The sequence below is a fragment of the Mesorhizobium sp. NFR06 genome (assembly GCF_900115245.1).
Taxonomy (GTDB): Bacteria; Pseudomonadota; Alphaproteobacteria; order Rhizobiales; family Rhizobiaceae; genus Mesorhizobium.
The window spans coordinates 48,413-62,052 of the sequence record NZ_FOVT01000010.1 but is presented as its reverse complement, the minus strand read 5'-3'; the positions used below and the strand labels follow the sequence as shown (position 1 = coordinate 62,052).

General features: G+C 65.2%; 16 protein-coding genes and 1 tRNA gene. 9 read left to right on the top strand and 8 right to left on the bottom strand.

Annotation, left to right across the window (positions count from 1 at the left end; translation table 11 throughout):
* Position 1: 1 nt before the first annotated feature.
* Together F3H96_RS18370 and F3H96_RS18365 are read right to left on the bottom strand one after the other, a co-directional pair.
* Entirely contained in the window at positions 2–328 is a 327-nt protein-coding gene (locus F3H96_RS18370; protein ID WP_210248158.1) for a multidrug efflux SMR transporter, read from the bottom strand.
* Entirely contained in the window at positions 325–969 is a 645-nt protein-coding gene (locus F3H96_RS18365; RefSeq protein ID WP_149803144.1) for an NAD(P)H-dependent oxidoreductase, read from the bottom strand. Before F3H96_RS18365 ends, F3H96_RS18370 begins: the two co-directional genes overlap by 4 nt.
* Positions 970–1,090: 121 nt before the next feature.
* Here F3H96_RS18365 and F3H96_RS18360 point away from each other — a divergent pair, with 121 nt between their 5' ends.
* From F3H96_RS18360 to F3H96_RS18340, 5 genes are all read left to right on the top strand, one after another.
* The gene (locus F3H96_RS18360; protein ID WP_188131449.1) at positions 1,091–1,945 is read left to right on the top strand and encodes a LysR family transcriptional regulator; all 855 of its coding nucleotides are present in this window, start codon (positions 1,091–1,093) and stop codon (positions 1,943–1,945) included.
* 106 nt (positions 1,946–2,051) lie between these two features.
* Positions 2,052–3,023: a sugar ABC transporter substrate-binding protein gene (locus tag F3H96_RS18355; protein WP_149803142.1), complete on the top strand. Its 972-nt coding sequence runs from the start codon at positions 2,052–2,054 to the stop codon at positions 3,021–3,023.
* A 131-nt stretch (positions 3,024–3,154) separates the two neighbouring features.
* A complete protein-coding gene (locus F3H96_RS18350) occupies positions 3,155–4,657 on the top strand; it encodes a sugar ABC transporter ATP-binding protein (protein ID WP_149803141.1) in 1,503 nt (500 codons plus the stop codon).
* Positions 4,654–5,670 (top strand): ABC transporter permease, encoded by a 1,017-nt coding sequence (locus F3H96_RS18345; RefSeq protein WP_149803140.1) that lies wholly within the window; start codon positions 4,654–4,656, stop codon positions 5,668–5,670. Before F3H96_RS18350 ends, F3H96_RS18345 begins: the two co-directional genes overlap by 4 nt.
* Positions 5,671–5,736: 66 nt before the next feature.
* Positions 5,737–6,738, top strand: coding sequence for a substrate-binding domain-containing protein (locus tag F3H96_RS18340; RefSeq protein WP_149803139.1), 1,002 nt, complete (start codon positions 5,737–5,739; stop codon positions 6,736–6,738).
* A gap of 210 nt (positions 6,739–6,948) precedes the next feature.
* Here F3H96_RS18340 and F3H96_RS18335 read toward each other — a convergent pair whose 3' ends face one another.
* Positions 6,949–8,007, bottom strand: a complete 1,059-nt coding sequence (locus tag F3H96_RS18335; RefSeq protein WP_149803138.1) for an ornithine cyclodeaminase — start codon at positions 8,005–8,007, stop codon at positions 6,949–6,951.
* A 2-nt stretch (positions 8,008–8,009) separates the two neighbouring features.
* Positions 8,010–8,942, bottom strand: coding sequence for an arginase (rocF, locus tag F3H96_RS18330; RefSeq protein WP_149803137.1), 933 nt, complete (start codon positions 8,940–8,942; stop codon positions 8,010–8,012).
* Positions 8,943–9,074: 132 nt separating this feature from the next.
* On the opposite strand from rocF, the gene F3H96_RS18325 reads away from it, so the two are divergent.
* Positions 9,075–9,515, top strand: a complete 441-nt coding sequence (locus F3H96_RS18325; protein ID WP_040987948.1) for an Lrp/AsnC family transcriptional regulator — start codon at positions 9,075–9,077, stop codon at positions 9,513–9,515.
* Between the two features lie 163 nt (positions 9,516–9,678).
* The gene (locus F3H96_RS18320; RefSeq protein ID WP_149803136.1) at positions 9,679–9,975 is read left to right on the top strand and encodes an adenylate cyclase; all 297 of its coding nucleotides are present in this window, start codon (positions 9,679–9,681) and stop codon (positions 9,973–9,975) included.
* Positions 9,976–10,187: 212 nt separating this feature from the next.
* On the opposite strand, the gene F3H96_RS18315 is transcribed toward F3H96_RS18320, so the two are convergent.
* The 4 genes from F3H96_RS18315 to F3H96_RS18300 form a co-directional block, all read right to left on the bottom strand.
* Positions 10,188–10,583, bottom strand: a complete 396-nt coding sequence (locus F3H96_RS18315; RefSeq protein ID WP_149803135.1) for a hypothetical protein — start codon at positions 10,581–10,583, stop codon at positions 10,188–10,190.
* A gap of 207 nt (positions 10,584–10,790) precedes the next feature.
* The gene (locus F3H96_RS18310; RefSeq protein WP_149803134.1) at positions 10,791–11,171 is read right to left on the bottom strand and encodes a type II toxin-antitoxin system VapC family toxin; all 381 of its coding nucleotides are present in this window, start codon (positions 11,169–11,171) and stop codon (positions 10,791–10,793) included.
* A complete protein-coding gene (locus F3H96_RS18305) occupies positions 11,168–11,368 on the bottom strand; it encodes a type II toxin-antitoxin system VapB family antitoxin (protein WP_149803133.1) in 201 nt (66 codons plus the stop codon). Before F3H96_RS18305 ends, F3H96_RS18310 begins: the two co-directional genes overlap by 4 nt.
* 360 nt (positions 11,369–11,728) lie before the next feature.
* Positions 11,729–11,803 (bottom strand) — tRNA-Gly (locus F3H96_RS18300).
* A 209-nt stretch (positions 11,804–12,012) separates the two neighbouring features.
* Here F3H96_RS18300 and F3H96_RS18295 point away from each other — a divergent pair.
* Together F3H96_RS18295 and trxA are read left to right on the top strand one after the other, a co-directional pair.
* Positions 12,013–12,513 carry a prolyl-tRNA synthetase associated domain-containing protein gene (locus F3H96_RS18295; RefSeq protein WP_149803132.1) on the top strand — a complete coding sequence of 167 codons (501 nt, stop codon included), beginning with the start codon at positions 12,013–12,015 and terminating at the stop codon, positions 12,511–12,513.
* Positions 12,514–12,608: 95 nt separating this feature from the next.
* Positions 12,609–13,601: a thioredoxin gene (trxA, locus tag F3H96_RS18290; protein WP_149803131.1), complete on the top strand. Its 993-nt coding sequence runs from the start codon at positions 12,609–12,611 to the stop codon at positions 13,599–13,601.
* Positions 13,602–13,640: the final 39 nt, after the last annotated feature.

Here is a 13,640-nt window from a genome sequence, read left to right as displayed (position 1 = left end):
TTCACGAGCTCACCTTCAGGCCGACCACGCCGAGGATGGTCACGGCGGCGAAGGTGAGGCGCACGGCGTCGGTGCTTTCGCCGAACAGCACGACGCCGGCGGCCAAGGAGCCGACCGCGCCGATACCGGTCCACACCGCGTAGGCGGTGCCGAGCGGCAGGACGGTCAGCGCCTTGGTCAAAAGTGCTGTGAAGACGACCAAAAGCACCAGCGAGACGGCGGCCCAGAGCGGCTCGGAGAAGCCGGCCGACTTCTTGGTCGCCAGCGCCCAGGCGACGTCGGTGATGCCGGAGACGATCAGCAGCAGCCATGCCATGGACGGGCTCATGCGAGCCTCCCGGCAAAGCTTGCGGCGAGCCGGCGCACTTCGCCTTCGGTCCGCCTGGCACCGGCATCCATCGCTTCCGGCTGGCCGATGGTCGGCGAGACATGGACGATTGCCGCGTCCTTCAGCCCGATGAAGGCAAGCGCGGTGCGCAGATAGGGCGTGGCGAGGTCCGGCCGGCCGTAGCTCGGGCCTTCGGTGAAGTCGCCGGAGGTCGCCATCAGCACGGCGGTCGGGCGGGCGCGCAGCAGCGGCGTGTAACCGGTCGCCGGGTTGAAGGAGAAGCTGAGGCCGGGCTGGGTCACCAGGTCGAACAGGTGCTTCAGCCGATAAGGAACGCCGAGATTCCACATCGGCGTCGAAATCAGGATCGCATCGGCGGCGTCGAGCCTGGCGACATAATGGCCGATCAGCTTCCACGCCCGGCTTTGCGCATCGGTCAGCGGCGTGTTGGACAGCCTGGCGTATTTGGCGTCGATCGCCGCGCCGTCGAAGCTTGGCAGGATGGCGGTCCAGATGTTGAAATGGTCGATCTCGGCCGTTGGCAGTCGTTCCTTCAGCTGCGCGAGGAAATTTGCCGCCGCCTTGCTCGACCAGGAGCGGTCGGCGCGCGGCGAGGCTTCGATGTGCAGGATGCGGCTCAATGTCGTTCTCCAGTCAGGCTGGCCCCGGTCGGGCTGGTGGTGTCAGCTGAGTGCGATATATGTTCGCAATTGTGCGAGCGCATTCAGCAATCGTGCCACTCTCATTCGCATGGATGCGAAGATGATCGACTATGACGATGTGCGGCTGGTGGCAGCGATCGCGGCGGCGGGCGGGGTCCGCGGCGCGCAGGCAAGGCTCGGCACGCATATCGCGACGATCTACAGGCAACTCAGGGAGTTGGAGAAGCGTACGGGAGGTGTGCTGTTCGAACGCGCCGGCGACGCTCTCGTGCCGACCGGCAGGGCCGAGCCCTTCCTCGAGGCGGCGGAGGAATTGCGCGACCGCCTCGCCGAAGTGGAACGGCGCGTGGCGGCACAGGACGATCGCCTGGTCGGGCCGCTCACCGTAACGACGGCCGACACCCTCCTCGCCATCGCCTGCGCCTGCCTGAAAGCGTTTAGCGCCGCGCATCCCGGCATCGCGCTGTCGCTGGAGGTCAACAACAGCTTTGCCGATCTCGGCCGGCGCGAAGCCGACGTCGCCATCCGGCCGACGCTGGCGCCGCCGGAGACGCTGGCCGGGCGGCGTGTGGCGCGCTTTTCCTACGCGGCCTACGCCAGCGATATGTCGGCCGCCGCCGGCTGGATCGGTTTCGACGCGACCTTGTCCGCCTTGCCGGCGGCGCAATGGCTGAAGGCCAATGTCGCAGAGGGCGAGATCGGGCTCAGGGTCAACAGCCTCACCGCCGCCGCCGCGGCGGCCGAGGCCGGCTGGGGGCAGGCGCTGCTGCCCGACTATCTCGGCGCCACGCGCCGGCTGTTGCGCGTCGGCGATACCATCGACGCGCTCGCCTCGGAGGTGTGGGTGCTCTACCACCCTGACCTCAAGGGCAATCCCCGGGTGCGGGCCTTCAGCGATTTTTCGGCCAAGTGGTTGCGGGGACGGCTGAACTCGGCCGGCCCACCGCCGGGCTGATCCAGGTCGCCTCCGGGCTGATATTGACACTCGCCAAATGAGGGGCATACCCTCCCGCGTAATCGGTTGCGTAACCGATTACGGCTCAGCCAAAGAGGAGGAAAGCATGAGCAAGGTTTCAACTACGCATGGGCTCGACCTGGGTTCGTTCTCGCGTCGCCAATTCCTGAAGACCAGCGCGCTCGCCGCCGGCGCGCTCGCTTTGCCGCTCGGCCCGGTTCTCGCCGCCGACAAGCCGAAGGTCGGCCTGGTCATGAAGTCCCTGGCAAACGAGTTCTTCAAGCAGATGCAAGCCGGCGCCGAGGCGTATGCCGCAAAGAACAAGGACAAGTTCGATTTCGCTGCCGTCGGCATGAAGGACGAGCGCGATTTCGCAGCGCAGGTCGATGCTATCGAGAACTTCATTACCCAGAAGTACAACATCATCGTCGTGGCGCCGGCCGATTCCAAGGCGATGGTCACGCCGATCGCCAAGGCGCTGAAGGCCGGCATCAAGGTCATCAACATCGACGTCGCGCTCGACGAGAAAGCCAAAAAGAAGGCCGGCATCGACCTCGCCTTCTTTGGTCCGGACAACCGCGCCGGCGCCAAGCTCGCCGGCGATGCGCTCGGCAAGGCGCTGGGCAAGGGCGGCAAGGTGGTCATCCTCGAGGGCAATCCGGAGGCCGACAACGCCAAGCAGCGCAAACTCGGCTTCGACGATTCGGTGAAGGAGTACGGACTGAAGCTGCTCGACTCCAAGACGGCGCATTGGGAGACCGAGGAAGCCAACACGCTGATGACCAACTTCCTCACCCAGCATCCCGACATCCAGGGCGTGATGGCGGCCAACGATTCGATGGCCCTCGGCGTCGTCAAGGCGATCGACGCGGCCGGCAAGTCGGGCCAGATCAAGGTGGTCGGCTTCGACAACATCCCGGCCGTCGGCCCGCTGCTGAAGAGCGGCAAGATGCTTGCCACCGTCGAGCAGTATGGCGCGCAGATGGCGGCCATGGGCATCGACTACGGCCTGCGCGAGCTTGCCGGCGAGAAATTCTCCGGCTGGGTCAAGACCGACGTCAAGCTGATCACCGCCTGAGGCGAGCATGGGCGCCGGCACTCCCTCCGGCGTTTCGCTCGTCTCGCCATCGTCGCCGGCAAGCTGCCGGCGGCGATGGCCGCGTGCCCGTATCGCCGTTGCGGTAGAAGAGCGCCGTTCAGGATTGCCGCATGACCGACATGATTCTTTCCCTTGAAGGGGTCGGAAAGATTTTTCCCGGCGCCGTCGCGCTGAGCGAGGTGTCGCTGTCGATCGCGCGCGGCGAAACCCACATCATCCTGGGCGAGAACGGCGCCGGCAAGTCGACGCTGATCAAGCTGCTCGCCGGCATCTACCAGCCGGACTCGGGCGCGATCGCCTTCAACGGCCAGCCCTACCAGCCGAGGACGCCGCATGACGCGCAGCAGAGCGGCATCCGCATCGTGCATCAGGAACTCAACCTTCTGCCCTATCTCAGCATCGCCGAGAATCTGATGCTGGAAAACCTGCCGCGCCGCGCCTTCGGCATCGTCGACCGAAAGGCGCTCAACAGCCGCGCCGTGGCGCTGTTGAAGGAAGTCGGCCTCGACATCGACCCGAGGACGCGGGTCGAGGCACTGGGCGTCGCGCAGATGCAACTGGTCGAGATCGCCAAGGCGCTGAGCTATGACTCGAAGGTGCTGGTGCTCGACGAGCCCACGGCGACGCTGACGCCGCCCGAGATCGAGCGGCTCTTCGCCATCATCAAGCGGCTGAAGGCGAAAGGCGTCACCATCATCTACATCTCGCACCGGCTGCATGAAGTGTTCGAGATCGGCGACCGGGTCACGGTGCTGCGCAACGGCAGGCTGGTCGCGAGCCGCGATCTCGGGGGCCTCACCGTGCCCGACCTGGTGCGCATGATGATCGGCCGCGACATCGCCGATGAATATGGTTTCGATGCCTCGATCGTGCCCGGCAAGGTCGCGCTCAGCGTCGCCAATCTGAAGCGCGATGCGGCGACGCCCGCCATTTCCTTCGACGTCAAGCGTGGCGAAATCCTTGGCGTCGCCGGCCTCGTCGGCAGCGGCCGCACGGAAGCGATGCGGGCGCTGTTCGGCGCCGATCCCAAGCTCGACGGCGTCATCGAGATCGACGGCAGGCCGGTGGCGATCGCCGCACCCAAGGACGCGGTGCGGCATGGGCTGAGCCTACTCACCGAGGACCGCAAAGGCCAGGGCCTGCTGCTCGACATGGCCGTCGACAAGAACATCACCATCACCGATCTCGGAAAGGTCTCGCGCCACGGGCTGGTCAACCGAAGGGCGGAGGCAGTGGCTGCCAACGACCTGGTCAGCCAGCTGCGCGTCAAGGCGGCCTCGATCGAGCAGGCGGTGCGCAATCTCTCCGGCGGCAACCAGCAGAAGGTGGTGCTGGCCAAGTGGCTGTTCCGCGGCACCTCGACGCTGATCCTCGACGAGCCGACGCGCGGCGTCGACATCGGCGCGCGGCGCGAGATCTACCAGCTTCTGTGGATGCTGGCGGCGCAGCAGAAGGGCATCATCATGGTATCGTCAGACCTGCCCGAGCTGATGGGCATGTGCAATCGCATCATCGTCTTTTCCAGGAACAAGATCGTCGGCGAGGTGCCGCGCTCCGAATTCGACCAGGAGCGCATCCTGTCGCTCGCCTATCAGGAGTATGTGCGACCATGAGCGAGACGTCCGAACCCATCGTTTCGGCGCCTGTTTCACCGGCCAAGGCGAAGTTCCTGCGCTTCCTCGTGCGCGATGCCGGCGTGCTTCTGGCGCTGGTGCTGATCACGCTGTTCTTCTCGGTCAGCGCGCCGTATTTCGCGACGCCCGGCAACGCGCTGAAGATCTTCGTGCAGATCGCCATCAACACGGTGCTCGCGGCCGGCATGACCTTCGTCATCCTCACCGGGGGCATCGACCTTTCGGTCGGCTCGGTGCTGGCGCTCTGCACCGTGGTCGGCGCGACCGTCATGATCGACGAAAACCTGTCGCCGGCGGTGGCGATCACGCTGGCGCTGCTCGCCTGCATGGCGACGGGCGCTGCCTGCGGCTTCCTCAACGGCTGGATCTCGACGCGCTGGAAGATCCCCTCCTTCATCGTCACGCTGGGCATGCTCAACATGGCCGCGGGCGCCGCCCGTGTCGTCAGCGACAATTCGACCATCACCGGCCTGCCGCAGAGCTTCGTCGATTTCGGCAACCTGATCATCGGCGGCTTCCTGCCGTCGATCTTCCTGGTCGCGGTGCTGGTGATCGCGGCCGGCTGGTTCGTGCTGCGCTTCACCGTCTTCGGCCGCATGATCTTCGCCGTCGGCACCAATGACGAAGCGGTGCGGCTGTCCGGCCACAATCCGGATTACTACAAGGTGGCGGCCTTCACCATCAGCGGGCTGACCGCCGGCGTCGCGGCGATGGTCTATCTGTTGCGCCTCAACATCGGCAGCCCGATCGCCGGCGTCGGCTACGAGCTCAATGCGATTGCCGCCGTCATCATCGGCGGCACCAGCCTCAGCGGCGGCAAGGGCTCGATCATCGGCACGCTGGTCGGCGCCTGCATCCTGCAGGTGCTGAGCACCGGATTGCAGCTGCTCGGCGTCGGCGACAATTTCAAACCCATCGTGATCGGCCTTGTCATCGTGCTCGCGGTCATCCTAGACGCGTACCGGGAGAGGCTGTTGCGCAAGATTCGCTAGAGCCGGATGATTGCAGATCGATTCGACCTGAAATCTGAATCCGTCTCTAAGTCAAAGAGATAGCCTATGACGACGATTGCCGATGTCGCGCGCCATGCGGGGGTGTCCGTCGCAACCGTCTCGCATGTGATGAACCGCACGCGCCATGTCGAGCCGGAAACGGCCGAGCGCGTGCGCGCGGCGATCGCGGCGCTGCGTTACAGCCCGAACTCGGTGGCGCGGAGCCTGCGGCGCGGCGAGACCAAGACCATCGGCCTGCTCTTGCCCGACAATTCCAACCCGTTCTTCGCCAGCGTGGCCAGGCAGATCGAGGATGCCGGCTTCATTTCCGGTTACACGGTGATCCTGTGCAACTCCGACGGCAACGCCGAAAAGGAGGAGCGCTATCTCTCGGTGCTGATGGCCAAGCAGATCGACGGGCTGATCTTCGCCGGTTCGTCCGACCATGCGCGGGTGTTCGCCCGCCTGTTGCCCAGCGTGCCGGCGGTGCTGCTCGACCGCGAGATCCAGTCGGTCAATGTCGATTCGGTGCTGGTCGACCATGTCCATGGCGGCTATCTCGCCGGGAAGCATCTGGTCGGGCTCGGGCATCGAAAGATCGGCGTCATCGGCGGCCCGCGCGACTCGAGCTCCAGCCCGGCCCGCCTGCGTGGATTCGTGCGCGCGCTCGAGGAGGCAGGACTCGAGCTGCGGCCATCCTCGATCGTCGATTCCGACTATCATTTCGCCGGTGGCCGCCTGGCGATGGAGCAGCTGATGGCGCAGGCGCCGGACATCACGGCGCTGTTTGCCTGCAACGACCTGATGGCCATGGGCGCACTGACTTTGCTGCGCTCGCGCGGCTTGCGGGTCCCCGACGACATGTCGATGATCGGCTTCGACGACATCCCTTACGCCGTCACCACCTGGCCGCCGCTGACGACGATCGCGCAGCCGGTCGAAAAGATCGGCACGCGGGCGGTGAGCCTGCTGCTCGAGCGCCTCAGCGAGCCGGAAGCGCCCTCGCGCCGCGAGGTGCTGGCGCCGGTGCTGGTGGAAAGGGAAAGCTGCGCGCCGCCGCGCCGATAGGGTGGGTAGTTGCCGGCGCTGGCGCGCTGGGCTAGAGCCGGATGATTTCAGGTCGAGTCGACCTGAAATCTGAATCCGACTCTAAATCAAAGAGATAGAGCATGATGTCGTCCGAAAACCGCTTCACACTTTTCGGCATCATGCTCTAGCAAGCGGAGAGCGAAGTCTTCGGCACTGCCGATAGCTTGCGTCTATCCATCCGAACTCTGGTCACGCCGCCGGCTCGATGGCGGCCCTGAGCAGCATGCCGAACAGGTCGCGCGGCTCGTCAGGGTCGGCGAGCAAATCGAGCTCCTCATAGAGGCCGGTCGCCTGCAGCTGGTCGCGGACATAGCGCAGCGCCGAAAAATCCTCGGTGGCGAAGCCGACGGAATCGAACAGCGTGACCTGTTCCGGCGCCCTGCGGCCTTGCGCCTGGCCGGTCATCACCTGCCACAACTCGGTCACCGGATGGTCGGCGTCGAGTTGCTGGATCTCGCCCTCGATGCGCGTCTGCGGCGGGAACTCGACGAAGATGTCGGAGCGCAACAGGATGTCGCGATGCAGCTCCGTCTTGCCGGGGCAGTCGCCGCCGACCGCATTGATGTGGACGCCGGAGCCGACCATGTTGTCGGTGAGGATGGTGGCGTACTGCTTGTCGGCCGTCACCGTGGTGATGATGTCGACGCCTTCCACCGCATCCTGTCCGGTCGAGCAGATGGTGATGTCGAAACCCTTGCCGGCGAGGTTGCGGGCGCATTTTTCGGAGGCCGAACGATCGATATCGTAAAGCCGCAACCGGTCGATGCCGAGCAGCGCCTTGAAGGCGACGGCCTGGAACTCGGACTGCGCGCCGTTGCCGATGATGGCCATGGCGCGCGAGCCCTTCGGCGCCAGATATTTGGCGGCGACGGCGGAGGTGGCCGCGGTGCGCAGCGCCGTCAGGATGGTCATCTCGGTGAGCAGCATCGGATAGCCGGAACCGACATCGGCAAGCACGCCGAAGGCGGTGACCGTCTGGCGGCCCTCGCGCATGTTCTTCGGGTGGCCGTTGACATATTTGAAGCCGTACATCTTGCCGTCGCTGGTCGGCATCAGCTCGATGACGCCGTCATGGCTGTGCGAAGCGATGCGCGGCGTCTTGTCGAACAGTTCCCAGCGGCGGAAATCCTCCTCGATATAGGCGGCAAGCTCGGTCAGGAAGCGCTCGACGCCGATGGCGAGCACCAGCTTCATCATGCGGTCGACGCTGACGAAGGGGACGATGGCAAGGCGAGACGGCTGGGTCATGGTCAGAGGCTTCCGGAATGGCTGCGGGTCAGGCGATCCATGATGCGGCGGCCCATCAGGCTGGCGGCGAGGTCGACCATCAGGGTGGCGGTGCGGCCGCGCTCGTCGAGGAACGGGTTCAGTTCGACCAGGTCGAGGCTGGAAACCAGGCCGCTGTCGGACAGCATCTCCATCACCAGATGCGCCTCGCGGAAGGTGGCGCCGCCGGGCACGGTGGTGCCGACGGCCGGCGCAATCGAGGGGTCGAGGAAATCGACATCGAGGCTGACATGCAAGAGCCCGTTCTCCTTCTCGACGCGGGCCAGGAAGGCGCGCAGCAAGGGCGCGATGCCGTGCTCGTCGATGGCGCGCATGTCGTGCACCGTGACGCCGGCCTGGGTGAGCGCGCGACGCTCGGCCGGATCGACGCTGCGCAGGCCGAGCGCGCAGACGCGGGCCGGGTCGACGGCCGAAGGCAGGTCCGGGAAATAGCCCGTGAAACCCGGCTGCCCGCTGGCATAAGCGAGCGGCACGCCGTGCAGATTGCCGCTGGTGGTGGTGTCGAGCGTGTGGAAATCCGGATGCGCGTCGAGCCACAGCACGAAGAGCGGCCGGCCACGTTCGGCAGCGCGGCGCGCAACGCCGGAGACCGTGCCGGCGGAGATCGAATGGTCGCCGCCGAGGAAGATCGGCATCGCTTCCATCGAAGCCGCGTAGGCCGTCTCGGCGATCGCCGCCGTCCAGGCGGAAATCTCCGGCAGCGCCTTCAAGGCGAGGTTGCCATGGGCCACCGGGCGCGCCGCGGCCTTCTCGACCGCGCCCCAATCCTCGACCTCATGGCCGAGTTCAGCCAGCACCGAGACAAGGCCCGCCGTGCGCAACGCGCTCGGCCCCATCTCGCATCCCATCCTGCCCGCGCCATCCTGCACCGGCGCACCAACGATCCTGCAGCGCATGATTCTCTTTGCCCTTTAGATTGACTGAGTGGATTGGATCATCAGCCGCTGGCGGTTTGAACAGGCAAAATTGGCTTTTCGAAAAGGCTGATTTATCATTTCGAGCAGGCAATTTGACCAAAGTGAGCAATCATGGATGCGCTTGACGAAAGACTGGTCACGCTTCTGCGGCACGATGCGCGGCGCAGTGTGTCGGATCTCGCAGTCGACCTCGGCGTTTCGCGCGCGACGGTCAGGGCACGCATGGAGCGACTGGAAAAGTCCGGCGAGATCATCGGCTATACGGTGGTGCTGCGCGCCGATGCGGTCGATCAACGCATACGCGGCGTGATGATGATCGAGATCGAAGGCCATGCCGCTGACCGCGTGGTCAAGGCGCTTGGCGGCCTCGCCGAGGTCTCGACCATCCACACCACCAACGGCCGCTGGGACCTGGTGGTCGAGCTCGGCACCGCCACGCTGACCGATTTCGACGCCGTGCTGCGCCGCATCCGGCTGATCCCCGGCATAACGGGCAGCGAGACCAGCCTCTTGCTGGCGACACCGCGCACGACCAGGGCGCGGCTGGCGTAGGTGCATGGTCGGCGAGGGCGGTCGGCCGGCCCGCGTGACATCACGGTTTCGCGAGGTCTGGATGATTCGCGGCGCGAAAGCGTTTGTGGGGCATGTCTACTCGCCGGGCGCTCCCAAGGACCCGAGAGCCCCTCCTGAAACCCGATGCTTTTAGGAGAACACGATGAAGCATCTCCTCACGCCCATGATTGCCGGCTTGTTCATGGCCTCTGCCGGCACGGCCCTGGCCGCCAACGTCCACACCGTAACCGGGACCACTGGTCAACCCAGCCAGACCATCGGCACCGCTCAGACAGGGGACGCCACGCCGGGTCACGCCGCCTCGGCCCCGGGTTCAGCCTTCAACCCGGACGGCAATGCGGGAACGCATTACGCGGGCACCCAGCCGCAGAATTCGAAGAACCCGAAGAGCGTATCGCAGTACGACGTGGCCGGGTTCCAGCAGTCGCACAATCACTGAGCGACGGGATCGCGCATAGCGGCAGCGCCGGTGTGAGGCCTGGAGCTTTTCACCGTTTCACGTAAACGCGAAACGCTCTCTCTTTGTTTTGACCCAATTCCTGGGGCAAGGCTACGGCGAGGCCGCCGAGCCTGATCCGTGTCGCTTTTCCTGGAATTGCTCAAGCAAGGTTTGATCACACCGGCCGCCGCTTGACGAACGGCGTATATCTGTCAGCCGTTCGGATAGTAACCACCGTCGGCACCGTCGCCCATATAGGTTCCTTGGCCGGTGGCGCTTTGCAGCCGCTGATCCAGCTGATTGATCTGCCCGAGCGTCGAACGGTCGCCGGAAGTCAACGCGGCGTGCTGGATGGTATCCGCCTGCTGCATCAACTCGCGGGCCTGATCCTGTGTGATCTTGCCGGCCTCCCTGGCCGCGCGGATACCCTGCTTGATGCCGAGCAACTGGGCTAGCGCCGCTTTCGCTTCCGGATTGACCGGCACCGATGCGGTGGTCGTGGTGTCGACCTGCGTCCTATGGTGGCGGTGCACGGCATAGGCGCTCGAAAGCGGTATGGCCGCGAAGATCGATGCGGCCGCGATGATTTTTGGGATGAAGGAATGCATGATGACATCTCCCTGCGATGGAAAGACGCGGCAAAACCGCTTTTTCCGAAAAGGGCCGTCCGGTCGCGTCGTGTCGCGGTGCAGGCCATTCACCGCCGGCGGTTCTCGGCCCCGGAAAGGGCATATAGAGGCCGCTCCGGCGTTGGAATGGAGATGGAACGCAAACGTTATCCGATGTGATCCGGCGTTGAATCGCTTGCCGTCGCTTCAGGAGGCGGCAGTCGGCGCGTGCAGGGCAGCGCCGGCTTTCGCCGCCGCTGCTTGCAGGCCCTTGTCGCGCGTCCACAGCGCCGCCCCGCGCTCCAGCAATACCGACGCCAGCAGATGCGCGTCGGTATAGCCGACGCCCATGCTGAACAGCCGGTGGTGTTCGATCATGGTCATGATCTCGTCATGGGCAGCGACGGCAGCCTGCCGCTGTGCCGCCAGAAACGCCAGCACCGCCGTCCGTTCGCGCAGGCTGCCCAACGCCAGCTCGCCGATCACGAATGGATGGGAAAGCAGCATGTCCTCCTCGATGACCCGGCGCAGTTCCGCGTCGGAATGACGAAAATGATCGATCCAGATCGACGTGTCGGCAAGAATCACCCCGCTGCCTCGCTCCGGCGCCGCGGCGCCGCCTCGGCGTCAGGCATCGTGCCACCAAGGGCGATCAAGCGCTTCCCGGCTTCGACACGCACGAGCGTTTCCAACGCTTGCCGGACGATGGCGGCCGTTTCCTTCACCCCGGTCAGCGACCGGGCTTTCTCCATGAGCCTGTCGTCGATGTTGATGGTGGAACGCATGGCCTGTCTCCTCGCACCATAAATGGCATCATTTGGTGCTGATTTCAACGCCACTATGTGATGGTCGGATGGTCCTGTCCGCCGACTGCCTCGAGGCAGGCCTGCCCAGTTCTCCCTCTCACCAGCGCACCGGCGGGCCCCCGGCTTGCGGAACGGGCAGCGCTTCTCCGATCCTGGCAATTCCGTCCCGCACTGGTCGGTCGGGTATCGTTCGAGCCCCGCAAGGCACGTTGCGGCAAGCCGGATTTCCAGGTCATACGCGGTAAGAAATGATCGTGCTGTCCAGGTGCTGCCCGACAGATATGAAAAAGGCCGGATCGATCCGGCCCATTTTCATAGCGCTTGCTTCCTTGAGGAAACTGGAGCGGGTGAGGCGATTCGAACGCCCGACCCCAACCTTGGCAAGGTTGTGCTCTACCCCTGAGCTACACCCGCTCGCGCGGCCTCGGGCCGCAAGCCGCGCCTATATGGCCGAAGAGCGCGGCGATTGCAACAGGGAAATGACGGTCTTTTTGGAGCGGCCTTCCGTCCCGGCGAAGTTCGCTGCGGGGGTGCGGATTCGCGTTGGCCCATCTCGGCGGCCTTGCCCCGAAGGCAGCATTGGCCGTAAACGGCATCACCCCTGTTTGATCGCGTGAGGACCGATGCCGAAGACCGAAGCCGAGCTCAATGACTTTCTTGCCGGTCTCGGCATTGCCGTTTCGACGGTCAGGCATCCGCCGCTCTACACGGTCGCCGATTCCCAGGCCTTGCGCGGCGAAATTCCCGGCGGCCATACCAAGAACCTGTTCCTCAAGGACAAGAAGGACAATTATTTCCTGGTCACCGTCGGCGAGGAGGCCGTGGTCGATCTGAAGCAGATCCATCAGCTGATCGGCGCCGCCGGGCGGGTGTCGTTCGGCAAGCCGGAAATGCTGATGGAACTGCTCGGCGTCATTCCCGGCGCGGTCACCGTGTTCGGCCTGATCAACGACACGCAGGCGAAGGTCAAGGTGGTGCTCGACCAGGAGTTGATGAGCCACGACGTCATCAACGGCCATCCGCTGACCAACGAGGCGACGACCTCGATCGCCGCCGCCGATCTGATCAGATTCGTCGAGGCAACCGGCCATGATCCTGTTATCTTGAAAGTCTCGTTATCTTGAAACTCAGGGGCTGATCGCCACATGGAGGGCGGTTCCGAAATCCGACAATGACGCGCCGGGCGGCGATGCCGAGCGCGACCGAAAGGGCGAACACGATGAGTGACAACAATCCGTTCAGCGGCTCGTTTGGCGGCAATGGCGGCCCATATGCCCAGACGGTGCAATATGGCGGCGGCGACCGCGCCAAGCTTTCGCTGGGCGATGCGCCGGCGGCCGCCGACCTGATCAAGGACACGACGACCGCGACCTTCGCTGCCGACGTCATCCAGGAATCGCGCCGTCAGCCGGTGCTTGTCGACTTCTGGGCGCCGTGGTGCGGGCCTTGCAAGCAGCTCACGCCGCAGCTCGAAAAGGCGGTGAACGCCGCCGGCGGCAAGGTCAAGCTGGTCAAGATGAACATCGACGACCATCCCTCGATCGCCGGCCAGCTCGGCATCCAGTCGATCCCCGCGGTCATCGCCTTCAAGGACGGCCACCCGGTCGACGGCTTCATGGGCGCGATCCCGGAAAGCCAGATCAACCAGTTCATCCAGAAGGTCGGCGGCAAGGGCGGCGGCGCGCCGCAGGTCGCGGACGCGCTTGCCGCGGCGGCCGAGGCGCGCACGGCCGGCGACGTCCAGACCGCGGCCGACATCTATGAGGCGATCCTGGAGCAGGCACCGGAGACCGTCGAGGCGGTCGCGGGCCTCGGCGAGATTTTGTTCGATGCCGGGGACGCGGAAGGCGCCGAAGCCGTTCTGGCCCGGGCGCCCGAGGACAAGAAGGAGGCGCCGGCGCTGGCCGCGCTGCGCGCCAAGATGGCGCTTGCGGCGGAAGCGGCGGCCCTGGGCAACCCGGCCGAGTTCGAGCGCCGGCTTGCCGCCAATCCGGCCGACCATCAGGCACGCTTCGACCTGGCGATGATCCAGAATGCGCGCGGCGAGCGAACGCTGGCCGCCGACAATCTCCTGGCAATCGTCAAGGCCGACCGGACGTGGAACGACGACGGCGCCAGGGCGCAACTGTTGAAGCTCTTCGAAGCCTGGGGAATGACCGACGAGGCGACGCTGGCGGCGCGGCGCAAGCTGTCGTCGCTGCTGTTCTCGTAGAGCGGTTCAGCGTTTCACAGAATCGCCGAACTGCTCTGA